This is a genomic window from Cellulomonas rhizosphaerae (genome assembly GCF_003470205.1).
GTDB classification, from domain to species: domain Bacteria; phylum Actinomycetota; class Actinomycetes; order Actinomycetales; family Cellulomonadaceae; genus Cellulomonas; species Cellulomonas rhizosphaerae.
On record NZ_QWKP01000219.1, the window covers coordinates 1 to 24509 of the forward strand.

At 73.1% G+C, this 24509-nt stretch carries 25 protein-coding genes; 3 read left to right on the forward strand and 22 right to left on the reverse strand.

The annotated features are described in order from the left end of the window. From D1825_RS15660 to D1825_RS15710, 11 genes are all read right to left on the reverse strand, one after another. On the reverse strand, nt 1–401 hold a 401-nt coding region (locus D1825_RS15660), incomplete at its 3' end, for a tryptophan synthase subunit alpha (RefSeq protein WP_199721621.1). Beyond that, a complete protein-coding gene (gene trpB, locus D1825_RS15665) occupies nt 398–1681 on the reverse strand; it encodes a tryptophan synthase subunit beta (RefSeq protein ID WP_118768351.1) in 1284 nt (427 codons plus the stop codon). The genes D1825_RS15660 and trpB, both read right to left, overlap by 4 nt. Then, entirely contained in the window at nt 1678–2490 is an 813-nt protein-coding gene (gene trpC / locus D1825_RS15670; RefSeq protein ID WP_118768352.1) for an indole-3-glycerol phosphate synthase TrpC, read from the reverse strand. Before trpC ends, trpB begins: the two co-directional genes overlap by 4 nt. A gap of 127 nt (nt 2491–2617) precedes the next feature. Further along, entirely contained in the window at nt 2618–3085 is a 468-nt protein-coding gene (locus D1825_RS15675; protein ID WP_118768353.1) for a DUF2752 domain-containing protein, read from the reverse strand. Nucleotides 3086–3106: 21 nt separating this feature from the next. Further along, entirely contained in the window at nt 3107–3598 is a 492-nt protein-coding gene (locus D1825_RS15680; protein WP_118768354.1) for a CD225/dispanin family protein, read from the reverse strand. A 128-nt stretch (nt 3599–3726) separates the two neighbouring features. After that, entirely contained in the window at nt 3727–4032 is a 306-nt protein-coding gene (locus tag D1825_RS15685) for an HGxxPAAW family protein (RefSeq protein ID WP_118768355.1), read from the reverse strand. Between the two features lie 67 nt (nt 4033–4099). After that, nucleotides 4100–4702: a Trp biosynthesis-associated membrane protein gene (locus D1825_RS15690; RefSeq protein ID WP_118768356.1), complete on the reverse strand. Its 603-nt coding sequence runs from the start codon at nt 4700–4702 to the stop codon at nt 4100–4102. Beyond that, nucleotides 4699–6261, reverse strand: coding sequence for an anthranilate synthase component I (locus tag D1825_RS15695; RefSeq protein WP_118768357.1), 1563 nt, complete (start codon nt 6259–6261; stop codon nt 4699–4701). The genes D1825_RS15690 and D1825_RS15695 overlap by 4 nt, the downstream gene beginning before the upstream one ends. Continuing rightward, a complete protein-coding gene (gene hisI, locus D1825_RS15700) occupies nt 6258–6656 on the reverse strand; it encodes a phosphoribosyl-AMP cyclohydrolase (protein WP_118768358.1) in 399 nt (132 codons plus the stop codon). Before hisI ends, D1825_RS15695 begins: the two co-directional genes overlap by 4 nt. A gap of 54 nt (nt 6657–6710) precedes the next feature. Then, nucleotides 6711–8516, reverse strand: a complete 1806-nt coding sequence (locus D1825_RS15705) for an ABC transporter ATP-binding protein (protein WP_118768359.1) — start codon at nt 8514–8516, stop codon at nt 6711–6713. After that, complete coding sequence (locus D1825_RS15710; protein ID WP_407643341.1) at nt 8513–10393, reverse strand: ABC transporter ATP-binding protein; 1881 nt, start codon at nt 10391–10393, stop codon at nt 8513–8515. The genes D1825_RS15705 and D1825_RS15710 overlap by 4 nt, the downstream gene beginning before the upstream one ends. 78 nt (nt 10394–10471) lie before the next feature. Here D1825_RS15710 and D1825_RS15715 point away from each other — a divergent pair, with 78 nt between their 5' ends. After that, nucleotides 10472–11119, forward strand: coding sequence for a TIGR03085 family metal-binding protein (locus tag D1825_RS15715; protein ID WP_118768408.1), 648 nt, complete (start codon nt 10472–10474; stop codon nt 11117–11119). 3 nt (nt 11120–11122) lie between these two features. Here D1825_RS15715 and hisF read toward each other — a convergent pair whose 3' ends face one another. From hisF to D1825_RS15765, 10 genes are all read right to left on the reverse strand, one after another. Beyond that, nucleotides 11123–11893, reverse strand: a complete 771-nt coding sequence (hisF, locus tag D1825_RS15720; protein ID WP_118768361.1) for an imidazole glycerol phosphate synthase subunit HisF — start codon at nt 11891–11893, stop codon at nt 11123–11125. After that, the gene (locus D1825_RS15725) at nt 11890–12768 is read right to left on the reverse strand and encodes an FKBP-type peptidyl-prolyl cis-trans isomerase (protein WP_118768362.1); all 879 of its coding nucleotides are present in this window, start codon (nt 12766–12768) and stop codon (nt 11890–11892) included. The genes hisF and D1825_RS15725 overlap by 4 nt, the downstream gene beginning before the upstream one ends. A gap of 147 nt (nt 12769–12915) precedes the next feature. Continuing rightward, complete coding sequence (gene pafA / locus D1825_RS15730; RefSeq protein ID WP_118768363.1) at nt 12916–14277, reverse strand: Pup--protein ligase; 1362 nt, start codon at nt 14275–14277, stop codon at nt 12916–12918. Nucleotides 14278–14349: 72 nt separating this feature from the next. Next, entirely contained in the window at nt 14350–15048 is a 699-nt protein-coding gene (gene prcA, locus D1825_RS15735; protein WP_118768364.1) for a proteasome subunit alpha, read from the reverse strand. Beyond that, nucleotides 15045–15884: a proteasome subunit beta gene (prcB, locus tag D1825_RS15740; protein WP_118768365.1), complete on the reverse strand. Its 840-nt coding sequence runs from the start codon at nt 15882–15884 to the stop codon at nt 15045–15047. Before prcB ends, prcA begins: the two co-directional genes overlap by 4 nt. 6 nt (nt 15885–15890) lie before the next feature. Then, nucleotides 15891–16082: a ubiquitin-like protein Pup gene (locus D1825_RS15745; protein ID WP_118768366.1), complete on the reverse strand. Its 192-nt coding sequence runs from the start codon at nt 16080–16082 to the stop codon at nt 15891–15893. Between the two features lie 99 nt (nt 16083–16181). After that, nucleotides 16182–17789 carry a depupylase/deamidase Dop gene (gene dop / locus D1825_RS15750; RefSeq protein WP_118768367.1) on the reverse strand — a complete coding sequence of 536 codons (1608 nt, stop codon included), beginning with the start codon at nt 17787–17789 and terminating at the stop codon, nt 16182–16184. Between the two features lie 74 nt (nt 17790–17863). Beyond that, nucleotides 17864–19495, reverse strand: coding sequence for a proteasome ATPase (gene arc / locus D1825_RS15755; protein ID WP_118768368.1), 1632 nt, complete (start codon nt 19493–19495; stop codon nt 17864–17866). Nucleotides 19496–19616: 121 nt separating this feature from the next. Continuing rightward, complete coding sequence (locus D1825_RS15760; RefSeq protein WP_118768369.1) at nt 19617–20672, reverse strand: tRNA (adenine-N1)-methyltransferase; 1056 nt, start codon at nt 20670–20672, stop codon at nt 19617–19619. A gap of 49 nt (nt 20673–20721) precedes the next feature. Continuing rightward, nucleotides 20722–21855 carry a site-2 protease family protein gene (locus D1825_RS15765; protein WP_118768370.1) on the reverse strand — a complete coding sequence of 378 codons (1134 nt, stop codon included), beginning with the start codon at nt 21853–21855 and terminating at the stop codon, nt 20722–20724. A gap of 86 nt (nt 21856–21941) precedes the next feature. Between D1825_RS15765 and D1825_RS15770 the strand changes: the two genes are divergently transcribed. Further along, nucleotides 21942–22871: a RecB family exonuclease gene (locus tag D1825_RS15770; RefSeq protein WP_118768371.1), complete on the forward strand. Its 930-nt coding sequence runs from the start codon at nt 21942–21944 to the stop codon at nt 22869–22871. A gap of 10 nt (nt 22872–22881) precedes the next feature. Here D1825_RS15770 and D1825_RS15775 read toward each other — a convergent pair whose 3' ends face one another. Continuing rightward, on the reverse strand, nt 22882–23565 hold the full coding sequence (locus D1825_RS15775; protein WP_118768372.1) for an HAD family hydrolase: 684 nt from the start codon (nt 23563–23565) through the stop codon (nt 22882–22884). Nucleotides 23566–23653: 88 nt separating this feature from the next. Here D1825_RS15775 and D1825_RS15780 point away from each other — a divergent pair, with 88 nt between their 5' ends. Beyond that, nucleotides 23654–24508, forward strand: coding sequence for a PAC2 family protein (locus D1825_RS15780; protein WP_118768373.1), 855 nt, complete (start codon nt 23654–23656; stop codon nt 24506–24508). The last annotated feature ends 1 nt before the right edge of the window (nt 24509 follow it).

The following is a 24509-nucleotide window of genomic DNA, read 5'->3' on the forward strand; positions in this document are numbered from 1 at the left end:
AGGTCCGGCGTGATGAGGCCCGCGCCGCCCGCCGACGCGAGGTCGCGGGCGTAGGCCTCGACGCCGTAGCGCAGCACGAGGTTCCAGTACGTCATCACGAGCACGGGTGCGCCCCGGCCGGAGATCTGCTCGACCGCGGCGATCGTGTCGCGCACGCGCGTGCCACCCCGCAGCGCCGCGTCCGCAGCGCGCTGGATGATCGGCCCGTCCATGACGGGGTCGCTGTAGGGCATGCCGAGCTCGACGACGTCCACGCCGGCGTCGATCATCGTGCGGACGGCCGTGATCGAGCCGGGGACGCTCGGGTAGCCGACCGGCAGGTAGCCGATCAGCGCCGCGCGGCCCTGGGCCTTGAGGCCGTCGAGGTGCGCACCGACCTGCGATGCGACGCCCACCGTCATAGTTGCTCTCCCTCGTCGGCCTTCACCACGGGCTCGTCCTCGATGAGGTCGAACCACGCGGCGGCGGTCGCCACGTCCTTGTCCCCGCGTCCCGACAGGTTGACCAGGATGACGGGCTCGTCCGACCACTCCCGTGCCTCGCGGCCCAGCTGGATCGCACCGGCCAGCGCGTGAGCGGACTCGATCGCCGGGATGATGCCTTCCGTGCGGCACAGGATGCGGAACGCCTCCATGGCCTCGTCGTCGCCGACGGGCCGGTACTCGGCGCGCCCGATGTCGTGCAGCCAGGCGTGCTCGGGGCCCACGCTCGGGTAGTCCAGGCCGGCCGAGACCGAGTGGCTGGGCAGCGTCTGCCCGTCCTCGTCCTGCAGCAGGTAGGACCGCGAGCCGTGCAGCACGCCGGGCTCGCCGCCCGAGAACCGTGCGGCGTGCTTGCCCGACGAGATGCCGTGGCCGCCCGCCTCGAAGCCGAACAGGCGCACGGCCGGGTCGTCGAGGAACGCGTTGAAGATGCCCATCGCGTTCGACCCGCCGCCGACGCACGCCACGACCGCGTCCGGGAGCCGGCCGATCTCGGTGGCGAGCTGCGCGCGCGCCTCCTCGCCGATGATCTTGTGGAAGTCGCGCACCATCTCGGGGAACGGGTGCGGACCCGTGACCGTGCCGAGCAGGTAGTGCGTGGTCTCGACGTTGGCGACCCAGTCGCGCAGCGCCTCGTTGATCGCGTCCTTGAGCGTGCGGGTGCCGACCGTGACGGGCACGACCGTGGCGCCGAGGAGCTCCATGCGGGCGACGTTGAGCGCCTGCCGCTGCGTGTCCTCCTCGCCCATGTACACGACGCACTCGAGGTCCATGAGCGCGGCCGCGGTCGCCGTGGCGACGCCGTGCTGGCCGGCGCCGGTCTCGGCGATCAGGCGCGTCTTGCCCATGCGCTTGACCAGCAGCGCCTGGCCCAGCACGTTGTTGATCTTGTGCGAGCCCGTGTGGTTGAGGTCCTCGCGCTTGAGGAACACGCGCACGCCCTCCCCGACGTGCGCGGCGAACCGCGGCACCTCGGTCAGCGGGCTCGGCCGGCCCGTGTACGTGCGGTGCAGGCGGGCGAGCTCGGCGCCGAACGCCGGGTCGGTCTGCGCCCTGTGGTACGCCGTGTCGAGCTCGTCGAGCGCGGCGATCAGCGCCTCGGGCACGAACCGCCCGCCGAAGTCGCCGAAGTACGGGCCGGTGTGCGTGGCGAGCGGGCCGGTCGAGCGCTCGGGCTCCACCTCGGGGCGTCCAGTCACTGCCGCACCGCCCGCAGGGACGGGTGCGCGCCGGCGGCGACGAGGTCCGCGACGGACTCGCGGGGCGCGTCGTCCGTCACGAGCGCCTCGCCGACGAGCACGGTGTCCGCGCCTGCGCGGGCGTAGTCCATGACGTCGTGCGGGCCGCGGACACCCGACTCGGCGATCTTGACGATGTCCGACGGGATCGAGGGGGCGACCCGCGAGAACGTGGTGCGGTCCACCTCGAGCGACTTGAGGTTGCGCGCGTTGACGCCGATCACCCGGGCGCCGGCGTCGACTGCCCGGGCGACCTCCTCGGTGTCGTGCACCTCGACGAGCGCGGTCATGCCGAGCGAGTGGACGCGCTCGACGAGCGACTCCAGCACGGTCTGCTCGAGCGCCGCGACGATGAGCAGGCAGAGGTCGGCGCCGTGCGCCCGCGCCTCCCACACCTGGTAGGGCGTGACGACGAAGTCCTTGCGCAGGACCGGGATGTCGACCTTGGCGCGCACGGCGTCCAGGTCGGCCAGCGAGCCGTGGAACCGGCGCTGCTCGGTGAGCACGGAGATGGCGGTCGCGCCGCCCTTCTCGTACTCGGCGGCGAGCGCGGCCGGGTCGGCGATCTTCGCCAGCGCACCCTTGCTCGGGCTCGACCGCTTGACCTCGGCGATCACCGTGACCGCGTCCTCGACGCGGAGCCGGTTGATGCACTCGATGGCCGAGGGCCGCTTGAGCGCGGCCGCCTTCAGCACGTCGAGCGACGTGGTCGCTTGCCTTGCTGCCAGGTCCTCACGGACACCGGCGACGATGTCGTCCAGCACGGTCATCGAGGCCTCACCCCTTCCCCCGGGTCACGTCTCCCGCTCAGCCGACGACCGGGGCGGGATCCATCGGCCATCGTACGGGGGCGCGCGCGTGACCCCGACCACAGGCCGAAACGTGGGACCGAGGTCCTCAGGGCGCCAGCCAGGGGCCGAGTGCCGGGATGTTCCTGGCGACCCAGAACGCGAGCACGAGGCCGAGGAAGACGTTGATCCAGAGCGCGGGGATCACCCGTTGGCGCGGCGTGCCGCGCCAGCTGCGCACGGTCCACGCGACCCAGAAGGCCAGCAGGACCGGGACGACGAGCACCAGCAGCGGGTTCATTCCCCAGGCGCCGACGACGTCGAGGTGGGTCAGGTCGTGGAGGGCGCGCAGCGAGCCGCAGCCCGGGCAGTACATGCCCGTGAGGAACAGGAACGGGCACGTCGGGTAGTGCCCCGGCTGGTTCGGGTCGACCTTCGCGAGGACGACGAGGGCTCCCCCGGCCGTCAGCGCGACGGCGGCGGGGCCGACGAGAGCGGCCGCGCCGCGACGCCTCGGCGGGCCGGACGAGGGCGTGGTGCCGACCGCGAGCTGCCCGGTCGACACCACGTCACTCATCGGGGCTCAGGAGCTCGGAGCTCAGTAGTTCGAGTTCTCGGAGAACCCGCCCGCGATGCCGGCGATGAACGCGATGACGATGAAGACGCCACCGACGATCGCGCTCCACATCGCGAACTGCTTCGCCTTGTTCGACGAGCTGGCAGCGCCCGCGTAGTCGCCCTGCGCGAACTTCGAGTTCACCTGCGACGAGAACACGATCGACGCGATGCCGAGCGGGAGGCAGCACAGGACCGTCGTGAGGATCGCCCACACGAGGTAGTTCGGCGGCGGCGTCGGGCCGTAGCCGCCCTGGTACGGCGGGGCCGCCGGGTACTGCGGCCCACCCGGGTACTGCGGCGTCCCGGGGTACTGCGGGGCGCCGTACTGGGGCGCCTGGGGAGCACCGTAGCCCGGTGCGCCGTACTGCGGCGCGGCCGGCGGCTCCGGGCTGGGGTCGGCCTTGCGGAACGGGTCTTCGGGGTTCTGCGGCTGCTCGCCGTAGGGGTTCTGGGGCTCGTTCGGCGTCGACATCGGTCCTCCTGGATCGCGGTGCGGCCACCCGGTACCTGGCCGGGTGGTCGTCGTGGGAACGGCGGTGTTACCTCGGTCGTGCGGTCCTGCGGGTGGCGCCCGTCCGTCCGGCCCGGGCACCCAGCGGGTCAGTGCCCGCCGTGCTCCTTCTGGCGCGCGAGCGTCGCCGCGCCGCCCTGGCCGTAGCCCATCGACTTCAGCACCCAACCGGCGACGAGCCCGGCGAGGCAGATGCCGATACCGACCCAGAAGAGCCAGACGACGGCGAACGCGACGGCGAGGCCGGCGATCGTGCCGCCGGCGACGATCACCCAGGAGGTGACCCACGCGGCGAGCGTCTTGCCGTGGTTCGTCGGCGCCGCGGTGGGCGGCAGGTGCACGGCCTCGGTCGTGGTCGCGTGCTGCGCGCGGTGCGCAAGGGTGTTGTCAGCCATCAGGTGGTGCCCTTCGTGCGAAGTTCGGCCTTCACCCTAGCCGACCGCGGGGCGGCGGACCCGCACGTCACGACGGGTCGTCGCCGCGGGAAAGCGCGTCCCACGCGGTGCGCTCGTCCTCGACCTCGGGTCGGGCCTGCGTGGTGCCCGCGGTGGTCCCTTCGTGGCGACGGGACGGCCCGGCCCACGAGCGCGAGGCGCGTGCGAGCCAGAGCGCCACGAGCACGACGACCGCGCCGACCCCCACCGCGAGGTAGGGCCACACGGAGACGGTCACGGGCGAGCGGTCCTCACCCACGCTCGTCGCGTCGACCACCTGCTGGTGCAGGCCCGAGCCCCACGGGTCGCCGATCGCCTGGAGCGCGGCGGCCACGACCAGGACGCCGGCACCCGCGACGACCGCGAGGACGACCCAGCGCGCGACCCTACCGACCAGCGCGATCGCCGCGGCGCAGGCCAGCAGCACGAGTGCGGCCGCCGGGACGGCGGGAGCCACGTCCGCGCCGCTCGCGGTGACCACGACGCTCGGGTCGAGCGCGGTGGCCGCCGTCGTGGTGAACCACGTGGGCAGCGAGACGAGGCCAGTCAGGGCGGCGAGCAGGAGCAGGACGCCGGCGGCCCGGCCTCTGCCTGAGGCTCGGCGCTTCGGGGCCGCTGCGGGCTCGCTCACGCGCCCGCCCGGCGCAGGCGCGAGGCGATCTGCACCGCGCGGACCGCGGCCGCGGCCTTGTTCCGCGACTCCTCGTACTCCAGGGCGGGGACCGAGTCGGCGACGATGCCGCCGCCGGCCTGCACGCTCGCGCGGCCGTCGCGGATCAGGGCCGTGCGGATCGCGATGGCCATGTCCATGTCACCGGCGAAGTCGAAGTAGCCGACCGTTCCGCCGTAGATGCCGCGGCGCGCGGGCTCGACCTCGTCGATCAGGGCGATCGCGCGCGGCTTGGGTGCCCCGGACAGAGTGCCTGCCGGGAACGTCGCGGTGAGCGTCTGCAGTGCCGTGGCGCCCGGACGCAGGCGCCCGACGACGGTCGACGTGATGTGCATGATGTGCGAGTAGCGGCTGATGGCCATGAAGTCGACCACCTCGACGCTGCTCGGCTCGCACACCTTGACCAGGTCGTTGCGCGACAGGTCGACGAGCATGATGTGCTCCGCGCGCTCCTTGGGATCGGCGAGGACCTCGTCGGCCAGGGCGCGGTCCTCCTCCGGGGTCGCTCCGCGCGGGCGCGAGCCGGCGATCGGGAACGTCGTGACGTGCCCGTCGCTCACCTTGACGAGCGTCTCCGGCGACGAGCCGACCACGGCGAAGTCACGGCCGTCCGGGTCCTGCAGCTGCACGTAGTACATGTACGGGCTCGGGTTGATCGTGCGCAGCACGCGGTAGACGTCGAGCGGGTCCGCCGGGCAGTCGAGGTCGAGGCGCTGGGAGATGACGACCTGGAACACCTCGCCGTCGCGGATCGCCTCCTTGCCGAACCGGACCTGCTGCTCGAACTCGTCGCGGGTCGAGCGGAACCGCAGCGCCGGCTCGGCCTCGTCGACCAGGACGGCGACGCCCGGGTCCGTGGGGCGCACGAGCGTGGCCTGCATCGCGTCGAGGCGGCCGACGGCGTCGGCCCGGGCCTCGTCGACGTGCGCGTCGGTGCCGTCGAAGTTGATCGCGTTGGCGATCAGCCACACCGAGCCGTCGTGGTGGTCGACGACGGCCAGGTCGGTCGCGAGCAGCAGGGTCAGCTCGGGGACGTCGAGCTCCTCGGGCGCCTTCTTGGGCAGCGTCGGCTCCCAGTGGTGCACCACGTCCCAGCCGAGCGCACCCACCAGGCCGCCGGTGAGCGGGGGCAGGCCGGGCAGCGCGGGGGTGCGCAGCACGTCGAGCGTCTCGGCGAGCACGTCGAGGACGTCGCCCTCGGCCGGGACGCCCACGGGCACGTCGCCCGACCAGGCGGCCTGACCGTCGCGCACGCTGAGCGTGGCGCGCGACCGGACGCCGACGAACGAGTACCGGCCCCACGTGCCGTCGCTCTCGGCGGACTCGAGGATGAACGTGCCCGGGCGGCCCGCGCACAGCGTGCGGTAAAGCCCGACGGGCGTGGTGTCGTCGGCCAGCAGCCGGCGCACGACAGGGATGACGCGGCGGTCGCGGGCCAGCTCGCGGAACCCGTCGACGGACGGCCAGGTGCCGCCCCAGGTGACCTCGACGTGCGGGGTCTGCTGGGTGGGCGCGGTCATGCCTGTCCTCCGGTGGTGGTGTCGTCTCGATGGCCGACGACGGCGGCGAGGCCACCGCCCGCTTCGAAGCAGGTGTGGGCGCCCGTGTGGCAGGCGGCGCCGATCTGGTCGACCTCGACCAGGAGCGCGTCGCCGTCGCAGTCGATGCTGACCGACTTCACGTACTGACGGTGGCCCGAGGTGTCGCCCTTGCGCCAGTACTCCTGGCGCGAGCGGCTCCAGAACGTCACGCGCCCGGAGGTCAGCGTGCGCCGCAGCGCCTCGTCGTCCATCCAGCCGAGCATGAGCACCTCGCGCGAGTCGTGCTGCTGCACGACGGCGGCGACGAGGCCGTGCTCGTCGCGCTTGAGACGCGCGGCGACGGCGGGGTCCAGTGGGGTGTCGAGCTCAGGCACGTGCCGATCCTGCCACGCGCGCGCGTGCGCCCGGGGCGAGGTCCGCGCCCGGCCTCAGCGCGTCTGCGAGACCCACGCGCGGTGCATCGCCGCGTAGACCCCGTCGAGGGCGACCAGCTCGTGGTGGTGACCGTGCTCGACCACGACGCCGTCCTCGACCACGACGACCGCGTCGGCGGCCTCGGCGGTCGACAGGCGGTGGGCGATCGTCAACGTGCTGCGGCCCTGGGTCAGCGACGCGAGCGCGCGGGCGATCCGCACCTCGGTCGCCGGGTCGACCGCGGAGGTCGCCTCGTCGAGCAGCAGCAGGTCCGGCGACGCGAGGTGTGCGCGGACGAGGGCGACCAGCTGCCGCTCTCCTGCCGAGAGCGACTCGCCGCGCTGGCCGACCGGGGTGTCCAGCCCGGCGGCGAGCTCGTCGACCCAGGTGTCGAGGCCCAGCGCGTCGACGGCCTCGCGGACGCGAAGCTCTTCGTCGTTCTCGCCCTCACTGCCGTCGCGCAGCCCGTAGGCCATGTTCTGCGCGAGCGTGCCGTCGAACAGGAAGCCCTCCTGCGGCACGAGCACGACCCGCTCGCGCAGGGTCGCGAGCTCGACGTCACGCAGGTCCGCGCCGTCGAGCAGCACCGCGCCCGCGGACGGGTCCATGAACCGCGCGACGAGCCGCGCGATCGTCGTCTTGCCGGAGCCGGTCGCGCCGACGACCGCGACCGACGAGCCGGCCGGGACGCTCAGGTGCACGTCCTGCAGCACGGGCGGGCCGTCGGGGTAGGAGAAGTCGACGCCGACGAGCTCGACGCGCGCGGGCCCGCGCGGCGAGGGCACGCCGTCCTTGCCGGGGTCGACCACGGTCACGGGCGTCTCGATGACGCCGAGCACGCGCCGCCAGCCCGCGATCGCGTTCTGCAGCTCGTTGAGCACCTCGGTGGCCATCTGCACCGGGCCGGTGAAGAGCTGGACGAGGAACAGGAACGCGAGCAGCTGGCCCGCGGTCACCTCGCCCGTGACGCCGAGGTGCGTGCCGACCACGACGACCACCGCGAGCACGAGGTTCGCGACCAGCACGCCCGACGCGAACACGGTCGCGACCAGGTTCTGCGCCCGGACCATCGCGCGGCGCGTGCCGCCGATCGAGGCGTCGATCTTGCGCTGCGTGCGGTCCGCGACGCCGTACGCGCGGATCGTCTCGGCGCCGACGACGGCCTCCGACACCGCACCGAGCATCGCGCCGTACCGCTCGCGCACGGCGGTGTACCGGGTGTTGACCCGCTTCTGCAGCGGCTGCAGCACCACGACGAGCGGCACGAAGCACAGCCACACCAGGAGCGTGAGCTGCCACGAGTAGAACGCCATCAGGACCGTCGCGACCAGGATCTGCAGGCCCGAGACGAGCAGCATGATGCCGCCCCACTGGACGAACAGGGAGATCGTGTCGACGTCCGAGGTGACCCGGGAGACGAGGGAGCCGCGCCGCTCGGTGTTCTGCGTGAGGACCGACAGGTCGTGCACGTGCCGGAACGCCCGCGTGCGCAGCGCGAGCAGTCCGGCCTCGCTCGAGCGGAACAGGCGCACGTTGACGTAGGCCGAGCACACCGCTCCGACGAGCAGCACGGCCGTCGCCGCGACGGCCAGCCACACGACGCGCTCCACCTGCGGGCCCTCGGGCGCGAGGATGCCGGTGTCGACGGTCTGCTGCACGGCGATGGGCACCACGATCCGACCGACGGCCGCGACGACGGCCAGCAGAACCGTGATGACGAGGCCGTCGAGCAGCTGAGGCGAGACCTGCGTGCCGCGGCGCAGGGTCGCGAACACGCCGAGCGTGCTCGCGGGAGCCATGCGGTGGTCGGTGTCGCTCATCGGGCCACCTCGATCTCGAGGACGTCCTCGTCGGCCGCCTCGCTGCGCCGACGCTCGGTCTCCTGCTCGTAGGCCGTGGCCAGCTCGCGGTACCCGGGGTCGCGCGCGAGCAGCTCCGTGTGCGTCCCGCGGTCCACCACGCGCCCGCCCTCGACGTGCACCACCTCGTCCGCCAGCAGCACCGAGGACATGCGGTAGGCGACGAGCAGCACGGTGGGCGAACCCGAGGCGCCGCGCAGACCCGTGAGGATCGCCTGCTCGATGCGCGGGTCGACCGCCGACGTCGCGTCGTCGAGCACGAGCACCTTGGGGCGCCGCACGAGCGCGCGGGCGAGCGCGAGCCGCTGCCGCTGGCCCCCGGAGAGGTTGGCACCCCGCTCGCCGAGCGGCGAGTCGAGGCCGTCCGGCAGTGCGTGGACGACGTCGTCGACGCGCGCGAGGCGCAGCGCGTCCCAGACCTCGTCGTCGCTCGCGGCGCCGGGGTCGCCGGGGTCAGCGAGGGCGACGTTGCCGCGGACCGTGTCCTCGAAGACGAACGCCTGCTGGGCGACGAACGCGACGTTGGCGCTGAGGTCCGCCGGGACGACGTCGCGCAGGTCGAGCCCGTCCACCCGCACCGCTCCGGCGCTCGGGTCGGCCAGCCGCGCGACGAGGCCGACGAGGCTCGTCTTTCCCGCGCCGGTCGAGCCGACGATCGCGACCGTCCTGCCGGCGGCGATGTCGAGGTGGACGTCGCGCACCAGGTCGAGGTCGCCCTGGGGGGTCGCGACCGTGCGGGTCACGCCGTCCAGCTCGACACGTGCGCCCGAGGCCGCCGGCCGCCACGGCTGGTCGCCCGGCGGCAGGTCGGCACGCGCGTCGAGCACCCGGGACACCCGGGCGTAGCCGACCAGCGCGCGCGGCATCTCCCCCAGCACCCAGCCGAAGGCCCGGACCGGGAACGCGAGGAGGGTGAGCAGGTACGCCGCGGCGACGACGTCCCCGGTGTCGATGTCGCCGTGCAGCACGCGGGACGTCCCGACGACCAGGACGGCGAGGGTCCCGATGCTCGGCAGCAGGTCGATGACCGGGTCGAAGAACGCCCGCACGGTGCCGACACGCACGTTGGCCGCCGCGAGCTCGGCCGCCTTCGCGGTGAACCGCTCCTCCTCGCGCGCCTCGGTGCCGAGAGACTTGACCAGCACCGCGGCCTCGAAGCTCTCGTGCGCGACGTCGGCGACCTCGGCGCGCAGCTGCTGCGCGCGCGTGATGGCCGGGGACATGTGCTTCTGGAAGACCACGTTGGCGACGAGGGTGAGCGGCAGCGCGGCCAGGGCGGCGATCGCCAGGTAGACGTCGGTGCGGAACAGCTGGACGGCCGCGACCAGGATCATCGCGAGCACGCCGAGCGCGAACGGCAGCGGGTTGAACACCGAGGTCGACGCCTCGACGTCCGATCCGGCGTTGGACAGCAGCTGGCCCGCGGGGTGACGGCGGTGCCACGAGAGCGGCAGGCGCAGGTACTGCCGGGTGACCGCGAGCCGGTGGTCCTCCTGCAGGAGGGCGAAGCCGAGGCCCGCGAAGACCCGGCGCAGCGCGACCGAGACGGCCAGCGTGACGGCCACGGCGACCACGATGAGGCCCGCGAGCCAGATCCGGTCGCGCGCCGCCTCGTCGCCGTCGAGGGCCGGGACGACGACCTCGTCGGTCGCCCAGCCGAGCACCCGGCTGACGGCCACGGTCGCCACACCGAACACCGCGGAGATGCTGATCGCGGCGGTGTAGACCCACGGGTGCGCACGCAGCGCCCGGCCGACGAGGCGCGCGCCACGGGCCGCCGAGGACCCCTGCAACGTGGCAGGTCGGCGGGATGACGGGGCGCTGGAGGGCACGACGATTCCTTCTGTCCTACGGGTTCCTGGGAAGTCCCCATGGTCTCACGCGCCACCGACACGCAGCCGTGCGAGCATGCGGGGATGACCTGGCACCAGATCCTGCGCGAACGCCTCGCCGACGTCCTGCTCGAGGCCGCGCCCGATGCGCCGACACTCTGCGAGGGGTGGGAGGCGCGCCACGTCGCGGCGCACGTCGTGCTGCGGGAGTCCTCGCTCGTCGTCGGCGCCGGCCTCGTCGTCCCCGGCATGTCCGGACGCGCCGACCGCGCCATCGACACCCTGGCCGACACGGCACGGACCGAGGGCGCCTACCGCGACCTCGTCGCGCGCGTGGCCGACCAGCCCGCGCGCTGGCACCCGATGTCCTGGGCCGGTGAGGCCGCCAACGTGGTCGAGCTCTTCGTGCACGCGGAGGACGTGCGCCGCGGCGCGGGTCCGGTGCCGGCGCCCGACATCGACCCCGAGCTCGTCGAGGTGCTGTGGGGACAGACCGTCCGGGCGAGCGGGCTGCAGCTGCGCAAGGCCCCCGTCGGGGTCGTGCTCGTGCGCGACGACGGGATCCGGCACCTGGCCCGCAAGCCGCGCGGGGTGCACGGGACCGTGGTGGTGCGCGGCGCGGTGCCCGAGATCGTGCTGTGGGCGCTCGGCCGGGGCGCGGCTGCCGACGTGCGGCTCGAGGGCGACGCCGTGGACGTCGCGCTGCTCAGCGCGCGACTGCCCGTGGTGTGAGCGTCAGCGGACGGTGATGCCCGACTCGCGCAGCGCGTCCTTGACGTCGGCCACCGTGAGGGTGCCGAAGTGGAAGACGCTCGCTGCCAGGACGGCGTCCGCGCCGGCGCGCGCGGCCTCGACGAAGTGCGCCGGGGTGCCGGCGCCACCGCTCGCGATGAGCGGGACGGCGACCTCGGCACGCACGTCGCGCAGCATCTGCAGGTCGAAGCCGTCCTTGGTGCCGTCGGCGTCCATCGAGTTGAGCAGGATCTCGCCGGCGCCGAGCCGTGCGGCGCGCGCGGCCCACTCGACCGCGTCGATCCCGGTGCCCTGGCGTCCACCGTGCGTCGTGACCTCGTAGCCCGAGTCCGTGCGCGTCTCCCCCGTGACCCGCCGCGCGTCGACCGACAGCACGAGCACCTGGCTGCCGAACCGCTGGGCGATCTCCTCGATGAGATCCGGGCGGGCGATCGCCGCGGTGTTCACACCGACCTTGTCCGCACCCGCGCGCAGCAGCAGGTCCACGTCGTCGGCGGTCCGCACTCCCCCGCCCACCGTGAGCGGGACGAAGACCTCCTCGGCCGTGCGGCGCACGACGTCGTAGGTCGTCGCGCGGTTGCCCGACGAGGCCGACACGTCGAGGAACGTGAGCTCGTCGGCCCCCTCCGCGTCGTAGCGGTGCGCGAGCTCGACGGGGTCGCCCGCGTCGCGCAGGTTCTCGAAGTTGACGCCCTTGACGACGCGCCCGGCGTCGACGTCGAGGCACGGGATGACACGCAGTGCGAGGGTCACGAGTCCGCTCCCTGAGGGGTTCCGGTGGCGAGGATGTCGATGACGAAGACGACCGTCTGCCCCTCGAGCGCCTTGCTCTCGGTCGCGCCGAGCGCGTACGTCGGGGGCACGACGAGCATGACCTGGCTGCCGGCCGGCTGGTCGACCAGGCCCTCGGCCCACGTCGGCACGTCCTGCAGGGAGAAGGAGACGGGGACGCCCTGCGTCCAGGTCGAGTCGAACGCCTCGCCGGTCTTCCAGGAGAACCCGGTGTACTGGACGGTGATCGTGTCCGTCGCCGTGACCTGCTTGCCCGCGCCCCGGATCAGCGCGCGCGTGACCAGGTCTGTCGGCGGGTCCTCGCCGGTCGCCTTGATCGAGGGAGCGCCGTTCGGGGCGAGCGTGACCTTCGGCAGGTTTTTCTGCGGAGGAACCGGCTCGCCCTCGGCGCGGACCGGCAGGACGTCGACGACGGTCACGGTGGGGTCCGACGACGCGCCCTGGTCGGTGCCCGGGCTGACCTGCAGCATCCGGGCGCCGGCCTTCTGGCCCGCGACCGTGCGGTAGAGGTCCTTCCCGAGGTCTGCTTCGGTGAGGAACCGCGCAACGGGGTTGGTCGTGTAGCTCTCCTTGACCAGGGACGCGTCGGTGGCGTCCTCGATCCAGTAGTTGAGCAGGACCGGCTTCTCGTCGACGACCTGCGCGCCGGTACCGGGCCAGATCTGCGTCCGATGGGTCGAGCTGACCGACAACGGCGTGAGGTACGTGATCGTCGGCGCCTCGCCCGGGCTCCCGGAGACCGTGACGTCGGGCGGCAGCTCCGGCTCGTCGGTGCAGCCCGCGAGGACGAGGATGCCGGCCAGCGCGAGCGCGATGGCGCCCTGCAGTCGTCGCACGTCGTCCCTCTCCTGCCGTCCATGCCACTGCCCGTCGATGCTCGGGCGGGCTCCGTCCGCCGGACACTGTACGACGAAGCGCTGGGGCGGTTGCTCAGGGTCCGACGCGGTCCGCCTTCGTTCACGGCCGGCAGAGCTGATGCCAGGTCACATCGACTCGATGAGCCGATCCACGCGGTCGTCGACGCTCCGGAACGGGTCCTTGCACAGCACGGTCCGCTGCGCCTGGTCGTTGAGCTTGAGGTGCACCCAGTCGACCGTGTAGTCGCGGCGCGCCTCCTGGGCCGCCCGCACGAAGTCGCCGCGCAGCTTCGCGCGGGTGGTCTGCGGGGGCACCGCGGTCGCCTCGAAGATCTCGAGGTCCGTGGTGAGCCGCTCCACGAGGCCCTTCGCCGCGAGCAGGTTGTAGAGCCCCTCGGTGCGCGAGATGTCGTGGTACGCCAGGTCGAGACGCTGGACCCGGACGTCGCCGAGCTCGAGGTCGTGCTTCGCGCGGTAGCGCTCGATGAGGCGGTACTTGATCACCCAGTCGAGCTCGCGGTCGACGAGCGACAGGTTGTCGGTCGACAGCGCGAGCAGCCCGCGCTCCCACAGGTCGAGGACCTGCTTCGTCTCGGGCGTCGGGCCGCCGTGCGCGTCGACGAAGTCGACGACCCGGCCGAGGTACTCCTCCTGGAGCTCGATCGCGGTCGCCGTGCGCCCGTTCGCCATCGTGACCGGGTGCTTGCCGGTCATGTCGTGGCTGATCTCGCGGATCGCGCGGATCGGGTTCTCCAGGGTCATGTCCCGCATGGGCACGCCGGCCTCGATCATGCGCAGGAGCAGGTCGGTCGCGCCGACCTTGAGCATCGTGGTCGGCTCGGCCATCGAGGAGTCGCCGACGATCACGTGCAGGCGGCGGTAGTGCTCGGCATCGGCGTGCGGCTCGTCGCGCGTGTTGATGATGGGCCGGGAGCGGGTGGTCGCGCTCGAGACGGCCTCCCAGATGTGGTCCGCGCGCTGCGAGAGGCAGTACACCGCGCCGCGTGGCGTGGTCAGCACCTTGCCCGCACCCGTCAGGATCTGCCGCGTGATGAGGAACGGCACGAGCACGTCCGAGAGGCGCGTGAAATCGCCCTGGCGGCGCACGAGGTAGTTCTCGTGGCAGCCGTAGGAGTTGCCCGCGGAGTCGGTGTTGTTCTTGAACAGGTGGATCTTGCCGGGCAGCCCCTCGTGCTCGAGGCGCTGCTGAGCGTCGGCCACGAGGCCCTCGAGGATCCGCTCGCCCGCGCGGTCGTGCGTGATGAGCTGCCGCACGTCGTCGCACTCCGCGGTCGCGTACTCGGGGTGCGAGCCGACGTCGAGGTACAACCGCGACCCGTTGCGCAGGAACACGTTCGACGAGCGCCCCCACGCCACGACCTTGCGGAACAGGTAGCGCGCGACCTCGTCGGCCGAGAGCCCGCGCCCGTCCTGGGCCGCGCACGTCACGCCGTACTCGGTCTCGAGCCCGAAGATCCGCTTGTCCATGTCCTGCGCCCCGCTTCCCTCGTCGCCCTGCCGGTCGCCCTGCGATCATCAGCCGTCCGTCGGCACGTCCGGTCAGGCCTGCAGCAGGTCCTCCAGCAGCGGACCCGACAGGCGGCGGAACGTGCGCCGCGGGCGGGTCCGGTCGAGCACCGCGACCTCGAGCTGTGACGCGGGGATCTCGCGCTGCGCGCCGCCGTCGTCGGCCGGGGTGCCGAGCGCCCGCGTCGCCAGCGCGAGCACCGCCGGCAGGGTCATCTCCGCCGTCCAGCCCGCGCTCACCACGCTGTCGAGCCGCTCGGCCTGGCCGCCCATGACGACCCAGCCGTGCTCGTCGGTCACCGAGCCGTCGTACGCGAGCCGGTAGATCTGGTCGCCCTCGGGCGCGTGCCCGACCTCGGCGACGACGATCTCCACCTCGAGCGGCTTGGACTCGGTGGTGAACACCGTGCCGAGCGTCTGCGCGTAGGCGTTGGCGAGCCCGCGCGCGGTCACGTCGACCCGGTCGTAGGAGTAGCCCCGCAGGTCGGCGTAGCGCACGCCCGCGACCCGCAGGTTCTCGAACTCGTTGTACTTGCCGACGGCCGCGAACGCGATGCGGTCATAGATCTCGGAGACCTTGTGCAGCGCGCGCGACGCGTTCTCGGTCGCGAACGCGATGCCGTCGTCGTACTGCAGGACGACCACGGACCGGCCCCGGGCGATGCCCTTGCGGGCGTAGTCGGCCCGGTCCTTCATGAGCTGCTCGGGCGAGACGTAGAACGGCATGCTCATCGGGCACCCCCGCGGTCGGCGTGGGTGGCTCGGCGCACCTCGTCGGAGGCTGCGGCCACGGCGGCGAGCTCGTCGTCGGGCACGCGCAGGTAGCCCGCCTCGGTCACGGTGGCCACGACGGGCCAGATGCGCCGGGTGCTGTCGGGCCCGCCGGTCGCCGAGTCGTCGTCGGCCGCGTCGACGAGGGCCTCGACGGCCACCCGCACCGCGTCGGCGGGACCGAGACCCGGCCGCCACAGCTTCTTGAGCGACCCGCGCGCGAACACCGAGCCGGAGCCGACCGCGTGGTGGTCGTGCTCCTCGTAGCGTCCGCCGGTGATGTCGTAGGAGAAGATCCGGCCCACGCGGCGGTCGAGATCGAAGCCGCCGAACAGCGGCACGACCGCGAGGCCCTGCATCGCGAGGCCGAGGTTGCCGCGGATCATCGTCGCGAGCCGGTTGGCCTTGCCGTCGAGCGAGAGCAGGCTGCCCTCGATCTTCTCGTAGTGCTCGAGCTCGAGCTGGAACAGCCGCACCAGCTCGACGGCGAGACCCGCCGTGCCGGCGATGCCGACCGCGGAGTACTCGTCGGCCGGGAAGACCTTCTCGATCTCGCGGCTCGCGATCATCGAGCCCATCGTGGCGCGGCGGTCGCCGGCCATGACGATCCCGCCGTCGAACGCCAGCGAGACGATCGTCGTGCCGTGCGGCGCCGTCACGTCACCGATCGGCAGCGGCCGGTTGCCCGGCAGCAGCGACGGCGCGTGGGCCGCGAGGAAGTCGACGAACGACGAGGAACCGGGCGTGGTGAAGGCCAGCGGGAGCCGCCCCGAAGCACTTAGATCAGCGTGCGTCATCGGCGCTCACTGACCGCCCTTCTGGACGAAGCCGCGCACGAACTGCTCGGCGTTGGACTCCAGCACGTCGTCGATCTCGTCGAGGAGCGCGTCGACCTCGGCGTCGCGGGCCTGGGCCGCCGGCGCGACCGGAGCAGCGGCGTCGTCCCCGGGCTCCTCGTCGTCCCGACGCGAGTGCACACGTTCCTGACCAGCCATCACGACCTCCTGATGTCGCCCACGGACCTGCAGGTCACCACCCTAGGCCTATCTGGTGACAGTCCCGCGTCACGTGCCCGCGAGGCGGACAACCGACCGTCAGGCGCCGAGCGCCTCGAGGAGCGTCGCCGCATCCGGGCTCGCCGCGAGCAGGGCTCCGACGTGCGCGTGCGTCCCGCGCAGGGGGTCGCGCATCGGCACGCGCTGCAGCGTCGCGGCACCGGGCACGTCGAAGACGACCGAGTCCCACGAGGCGGCCGAGATCTCGGACCCGTACCGCGCGACGGCCTCGCCGCGGAAGTACGCGCGCGTGTCCCGGGGCGGGTGCACGACGGCCTCGGCGACCTCCTCGGGCGTGACGAGCAGCTCGACCGCACCGGCTGCCACGAGCCGGTGGTAGAGCCCACGCTCGGGCCGCAGGTCCGACCACTGCAGGTCGACGGCCGCCAGGCGCGGGTGGTCCCACGCGAGGTGGTCGCGCCGCCGCATGCCCTCGAGCAGCCGCAGCTTGGCCAGCCACTCGACCTCGCGCGCGCACGACGCGGGGTCCGACGCGAGCCGGTCGAGCAGCGACTCCCAGCGGTCGAGCACGTCGGTCGTCTGCGCGTCGAGCTCGTCGCCGACGTGCGCCAGCGCGGACCGCACGGCGTCGAGGTACGCGTGCTGGATCTCGAGCGCGGTCAGGAACCGCCCGTCGGCGAGCTCGAGCCGGGTCGTGAGCGTGAGGTCGTGGCTGACCTGCCGCGTCGCCTGCACGGGATCGCGCAGCGTGAGCCGGTCGATGGCACCGAGAGCTCCGCCCGCGCCGCCCTCGGCGACCGCACGCTCGATGAGCCAGAGCACCAGGGACGCCGTGCCGAGCCGCAGGTAGGTCGCGACCTCGAGCATCGTGGCGTCGCCGACGATCACGTGCAGGCGGCGCCAGCGTGCGGGGTCGGCGTGCGGCTCGTCGCGCGTGTTGACCAGCGGCCGGCGCAGCGTGGTCTCCAGGCCGATCTCCGCCTCGACGTAGTCGGCTCGCTGCGAGAGCTGGAACCCGGCGTGCTCGCCGCGCTGCCCGATGCCGACCCGCCCCGCACCCGTGAAGACCTGGCGCGTGACGAAGAACGGGATGATGCGCGCCGCGAGGTCGCCGAACGGCACGGCACGGTCGACGAGGTAGTTCTCGTGCGTGCCGTACGTGGCGCCCTTGCCGTCGACGTTGTTCTTGTACAGCGTCACGTCCGGCAGCGCGGGGTTCGACATGAGCGTGCGCACCGACGCGAGCATGACCTGCTCCCCCGCCCGGTCCCAGCGCACCGCGTCGAGCGGGTTGGTGACCTCCGGCGAGGAGTACTCGGGGTGCGCGTGGTCCACGTAGAGCCGGGCGCCGTTGGTGAGGATCACGTTGGCCGCGCCCGGGTCCTCGTACTCCTCGACCGCGGGACGCTCGAGCTCCTGCGGCCCGTCGCCCGACGGCGCCGGCCTCTCGGGGTCGTCGGTCAGCAGCGACGGGTGCGCCGACGCGCGCTGCAGGTGGAACCCCCGCGCGTCGTGCAGCGGGTCCTCGTCGTCGTAGTCCCAGCGCGCCTTGGCGCGGGCACCCTCGCGCGCGGCGGCGTGCACGGCGACCACGTGGCTCGACAGCAGCATCGGGTTCGCCATGGGCCGCCCGGGCTGGAGGATGCCGTACTCGGTCTCGATCCCCATCACACGGCGCACGGTCACGGGTTCACCCTAGGCCGCGCCGCCGACGCGACGAACGGGCGTCCCGCACTCGGGACGCCCGTTCGCCGGTGGAGTCAGAGGTACTGCCCGGTGCTCGTCACGTTCTCGATCGTGCGCGAGCCCTCCGTGCCCTTCTTGCCCTGGACGATCGTGCGGATGAACACGATGCGCTCCCCCTTCTTGCCGGAGATGCGCGCCCAGTCGTCGGGGTTGGTGGTGTTGGGCAGGTCCTCGTTCTCCTTGAACTCGTCCACGCACGCGGTCAGCAGGTGGTCGACGCGGATGCCGCGCTGGCCGGTGGCGAGCAGGTCCTTGATCGCGGACTTCTTGGCCCGGTCGACGACGTTCTGGATCATGGCGCCCGAGTTGAAGTCCTTGAAGTACAGGACCTCCTTGTCGCCGCTCGCGTAGGTGACCTCGAGGAAGCGGTTCTCCTCGCTCTCGGTGTACATCCGCTCGACGACGCGCGTGACCATCGCCTCGACCGCCGCGACGGCCGAGCCGCCGTTCTCCGCGATGTCGTCGCCGTGGATCGGCAGGTCTGCCGTGAGGTACTTGCCGAAGATCTCGCGCGCGCCCTCGGCGTCCGGGCGCTCGATCTTGATCTTCACGTCCAGGCGGCCCGGGCGCAGGATGGCCGGGTCGATCATGTCCTCGCGGTTCGAGGCGCCGATGACGATGACGTTCTCGAGCCGCTCCACGCCGTCGATCTCAGCGAGCAGCTGCGGCACGATCGTCGTCTCGACGTCGCTCGAGACGCCCGTGCCGCGCGTGCGGAACAGCGACTCCATCTCGTCGAAGAACACCACGACGGGGTGGCCCTGCGACGCCTTCTCGCGCGCCCGGGCAAAGATCAGCCGGATGTGGCGCTCGGTCTCGCCGACGTACTTGTTGAGGAGCTCGGGACCCTTGACGTTGAGGAAGAAGCTGCGCACGTCGGCCGCCTCCTCGCCGCGGGCCGCGGCCGCGGTGGCCGCGAGCGAGTGCGCGACGGCCTTCGCGATGAGCGTCTTGCCGCACCCGGGAGGGCCGTAGAGCAGCACGCCCTTGGGCGGCTTGAGCCCGTGCTCGCGGAACAGCTCGGGGTGCAGGAACGGCAGCTCGACCGCGTCGCGGATCGCCTCGATCTGCGGTCCCAGGCCACCGATGTCCTCGTACTGGATGTCCGGGACCTCTTCGAGCACCAGGTCCTCGACCTCGGCGCGCGGGATGACCTCGAAGACGAACCCGCTGCGCGAGTCGATCGTCAGGGCGTCGCCCACGCGGACGCCGCGGTCGTGCACCTGCCCGGCGAAGCGGACGACCCGCTCCTCGTCCCCGCGCCCGACGACGAGCGCGCGGTCCTGGTCGAGCATCTCCTTGACGGTGACGATCTCGCCGACCTTCTCGTACCCGCCGGCCTCGACGACCGTGAGGGCCTCGTTGAGCATGACCTCCTGGCCGGGCCGCAGCCGCGCGACGTCGAGCGTCGGGCTCGCGCCGACGTGCATCTTGCGGCCCGCGGAGACGATGTCGACTGAGCCGTCGTCGCGCGAGGCGAGGAAGGTCGCGTAGGTCCCCGGCGGCTTGGCGAGGTCGTCGACCTGGCGCTTGAGCTCGACGATCTGCTCACGTGCGGCGAGGAGCGCGTCGCTGAGACGTTCGTTCTTGGCAGCGAGCACCGCGAGCTCGCGGTGCAGCTCTCGTCCGGGCGTGGATTCGGTCATGGATGGCCTCCGTCCCGTCGAGGCGGCTGTCACGGCCGCCAAGGTCTAGCAGGTCTTGCACCCTAACCATGCAAGTCAAACATGGGACCTGTGCCACACGGGTTTGTGTCCGGACCGTGACTCAGAGCTCGGGACGGGCCTCGATGTCGCGACGGACCTTGCGGATCTTCTTGTCGGAGACCTCGCGCTCGCCGAGCGCCTCGGAGGTCCACAGCTCGGCGTCGTCCGCGGGGGCGCCGTCGGGGGCCACCGGGTAGGCGCCCTTGGCGGGACGACGACGGCGCAGCGGCGCGTCGACCCCGTCAGCGAGCCGGCGGGTGGTGAGCAGGAAGCCGGTGTGGCCGATCATCCGGTGCTCGGGGCGCACGGCCAGGCCCTCGAGGTGCCAGCCGCGCACCATCGACTCCCACGCCTGCGGCTCGGTGTAGCGGCCGTCGGCACGCACGTCCTCGGCCAGGCGGGACAGCTGCGTGGTGGTCGCGACGTAGCAGATCAGCACGCCGCCGGGCGCGAGCGCACCCGCGACGACGTCCACGTTCTCCCACGGCGCGAGCATGTCGAGCACGACGCGGTCCACCGTGCCGGGCTCCGCGACGGTCGGCAGCACGTCGGCGAGGTCGCCGATCGACAGCTCCCAGGCCGGGTGCGCACCGCCGAAGAAGTCCTCGACGTTGCCGCGCGCGATCGCCGCAAAGTCCTCGCGCCGCTCGATCGAGTGCACCGACCCGCCGTCGCCGACGGCCCGCAGCAGCGACATCGTCAGCGCGCCGGACCCGACGCCCGCCTCGATGACCCGGGCGCCCGGGTAGATGTCGGCCATCGTGACGATCTGGCCGGCGTCCTTGGGGTAGACCACGGCGGCTCCGCGCGGCATGGACAGCACGTAGTCCGCGAGCAGCGGCCGCAGCGCGAGGTACTCGATCCCGCCGGAGTTGCGCACGACCGTGCCCTCGGGCTGCCCGATGAGGTCGTCGTGGCGGAAGTAGCCGCGGTGGGTGTGGAACGAGTCGCCCTCGGCCAGGGTGATGGTGTTCAGCCGGCCGCGCGGGTCCGTCAGCTGCACGCGGTCGCCCACGCGCAGGAGCCCGCGGCGGCGGGCGGCACCCGTGGGCCCGTGGGGCACGGTGGGGCCGTCGGGCGCAGGCTCGGTGGCGGTGGGCGTCTCGTCGTGGGTCACGGGCGACGAGTCTAGGCGGCGGGCGACCGGGCCGGGTCCCCGCCGGGCGTCACGTGCGGATCGCCGCGATGACGTCGGCCGCGCGGATCAGCCCGACGACGCGCCCGTCGACCATCGCCGCGACGACGGGCGACGTCCGGGTCGCCTCGCTGAGCGCGGCGATCAGCGGGCCGCCGGCGAGCGAGCCGTCGACGACCGCGCCGAACGGCAGCGTCACCGCGACCGAGGTCACCGGCGTGCTGCCCGCCACGTCGGCCGGCACGGCTGCGGCCGCGGCGCGGTCGACGTAGGCCGCGGGCCGCCCGTCGGGCGAGAGGAGCACGACCTCGTGCGCGCCGACGGCCGCGGCCGTCGCGCCCGCGTGCGCGACCGAGTCGGTGTACGGGACGCCGACGGCCGGGCTCGCGACGGCCTGGACCGTGAGCCCGTGCACGGCGCGCTGCGTCCGTCCGCTGCGCACGGAGGCCGTCGCGCCGGCCCAGAGGAACGCCGCGATGAACACGGTCCACACCACGTTGACCAGGTCCGGCTGCGTGCCCTGCACCAGCGGCCACACCAGCGCCCACGCGAACAGCAGCACCGCGACCACGCGCCCGCTCCAGCCGGCGGCGACCGTGCCCGTGTGCCGGTTCTTCGTCACCGCCCAGACGGCGGCCTCGAGCACGCGCCCGCCGTCCAGCGGCAGGCCGGGGATGAGGTTGAACACCGCGACGAAGCCGTTCGAGATGGCGCCCGAGAACAGCAGCAGTCCGCCGATCGACCAGGGGTCCACGACCTGCGCCGCGGCGAGGAAGCCGCCCGCGAGGATGAGGTTGGCGAGCGGTCCGACGGCCGCCACCAGCGCGCTCGTCGCCGGTGTGGGTGCCGCGCCGCCGAACGACGTGTGCCCGCCCCACAGCGTCAGGACGAACTCGTGCGGCTGCTGCCCGCGGGCCCGGGCCATCAGCCCGTGCGCGAGCTCGTGCACGAGCACCGAGCCGAACAGCAGCACGACGAACGCCAGAGCGACCAGGTAGACCGCGGGACCCGACTCCCCCGAGCGCGCCCGCACGCTCGGCGCGAACACGAGCGTCAGGACGAGCGCGGCGACGAGCCAGCTCGGCGCGAGGATGATCGGCGCGCCGACGACGTGGCCGACCACCCAGCCCTTGGTGCGGGGCGACGACGGGCGCGGGGAGCTCATCGGGCCAGCGTAGGTGGCGGTGCTGTGGCCGAGCGCACGGGCGGGTCGGGCGGGTCGTGTCGGCGGGCCCGCCTACTGTTCGTCGTGTGAGCCAGCAGCAGGACGACGCCCTCGTCGCCGAGACCGCGATCGACGACGTCATCGAGGAGGCGGTCGACGACGCGATCGCCGCCCCCGTGCGCCCGCCGTCGAAGCCGGGCCTCTCGCCGTCCCGCGCCAACGACTTCCTGCAGTGCCCCCAGATGTTCCGGTTCCGCGTGATCGACCGCCTGCCCGAGCCGCCGAGCCCGGCCGCGGCCCGCGGCACGCTGGTCCACGCGGTGCTGGAGCGCCTGTTCGACCTTCCCGCCCCGGAGCGCACGCTCGACGCCGCGCACGGTCTGATCCCGAGCCAGTGGGACGAGCTGCGCGAGCGCTCGCCGCAGGTCACCGAGATGTTCCCGGACGCGGAAGCGCTCGCCGAGTGGCTCACGAGCGCCGAGGGCCTGCTGGGGACCTACTTCACGCTTGAGGACCCCACGCGGCTCGAGCCGCGCGAGCGCGAGCTGGCGGTCTCGACCGAGCTCGAGGACGGGCCGCAGCTGCGCGGGATCGTCGACCGGGTCGACGTCGCGCCGAACGGCTGGGTCCGGGTGGTCGACTACAAGACGGGCCGCTCGCCGCGCGCCGGGTTCGAGAGCTCCGCGCTGTTCCAGATGCGGTTCTACGCCTTCGTCATCTGGCGCACGCGCGGCGTCCTGCCCCGCCGCCTGCAGCTCGAGTACCTCGGGGACGGCGTGGTCGTGCAGCACGATCCGACCGAGGCGGAGATGGTGACCTTCGAGGCGCGGATCCGCTCGATCTGGGCCGGCATCCAGGACACCGCGCGCAGCGGCGAGTGGCGCCCGCGCACGTCGAAGCTGTGCGACTGGTGCTCGTTCAAGGCGCTGTGCCCGGCGTTCGGCGGGACGCCCCCCGAGATCCCCGAGGGTGCCGTCGAGCGAGCGACGGGCGTGCAGGTGGCGCACGTCGCCTGACGCGAGGGCGTCAGCGCGCGGGCGACACCAGGTCCGCGCCCGCGGCGATCCGGGCGAGGCGCTCGACGCTCAGCTCCGTCAGGTCTGCGACGCGCACGAGGCCCGGCCGAGGCTCGACGGGCTGGAACACCTCGACGCCCACGGTGCGCGCACCCGAGGCGAGCGCGGACGTGATCCCCGAGCGCGAGTCCTCGACGGCCACGCAGCGCTCGATCGGCACGCCGAGCAGCTCCGCGGCGGCCAGGTACGGCTCGGGGTCGGGCTTGGCGTTCGTCACCGTGTCGCCGCTGACGATCACGTCGAAGCAGCCCGCCACGGCCGCGAACGGCTCCGACAGCACGCGGTACGACGACGTCACGAGCGCCATGGGCACGCCCGCGGCGACCAGCGCGTCGAGCAGCTCGCGTGCACCCGGCTGCCACGGCGTCGACGCCGCGACACCGGCGGCGACCCGAGCGTTGAGGAAGTCGACGATCTCGTCGAGCGGGAGGTCGACGCCGCGATCGGCGAGCGTCTGCGCGGCGACGGCCATCGGGTTGCCGACCAGGCCGAGCCCGTCCTCGTGGGTCCACATGCCGCCGTGCGCGGAGACCAGCGCGGTCTCGCCGGCGATCCACAGCGGCTCGGTGTTGATCAGGGTGCCGTCCATGTCCCACAGGACGGCATCGGGCAGCTCGAGGTTCGCGGGAGGCATCAAGTCATCCTACGAGTCGCCCGGAGCGTTCGGCTCCGACGAGTGTCGCCGCCCGTCGTCCGTCGGCGTCCCGGCCTAGGCTGGCCCGATGAGTGAGACCACCGGCGGTGACCTGCCCGCAGGCGAGACCGTGCTGCTCGCCGCCTTCGAGGGCTGGAACGACGCCGGCTCGGCGGCGACGCACGCCCTGGAGCACCTGCACGACGCGTGGGGTGCGGAGCAGGTCGACGAGCTGGACCCGGAGGAGTACCACGACTTCCAGGTCAACCGCCCGCAGGTCGGGCCCGGGCCGGACGGCACGCGGGGCATCACGTGGCCGACCACGGCGATCGCGGTGGCGACCACCCCGCGCGGACGGACCGTGGTGCTCGTGCACGGGATCGAGCCGTCGATGCGCTGGCGGCACTACTGCGACGAGGTGCTGGGCATCGCGGCGAGCCTCGGCGTCCGCACGGTCGTGACCATCGGCGCGCTCCTGGCCGACGTGCCGCACACGCGCCCCATCCCGGTCACCTCGACGAGCGAGGACGCGGACCTGCGCACCCTGCTCGGCCTCGAGCCCAACACGTACGAGGGGCCGACGGGCATCGTCGGCGTCCTGCAGCACGAGGCCGCGAACCGCGGCATGAACGCGCTGTCGCTGTGGGCCGCGGTCCCGCACTACGTGGCCCACCCGCCGTCGCCGAAGGCGACGCTCGCGGTGCTGCGCCGCCTCGAGCAGCTGCTCGGCGAGCCCGTGCCGTTCGGCGAGCTGCCCGACGAGGCCGCCGCGTGGCAGGCCGGGGTCGACGAGCTCGCGGGCGAGGACGGCGAGATCGGCGACTACGTGCGCCAGCTCGAGGAGGCCAAGGACACCGCGGACCTCCCGGAGGCGAGCGGCGAGGCGATCGCGCAGGAGTTCGAGCGCTACCTGCGCCGCCGCGACCCGGGAACGGGCGGCTGAA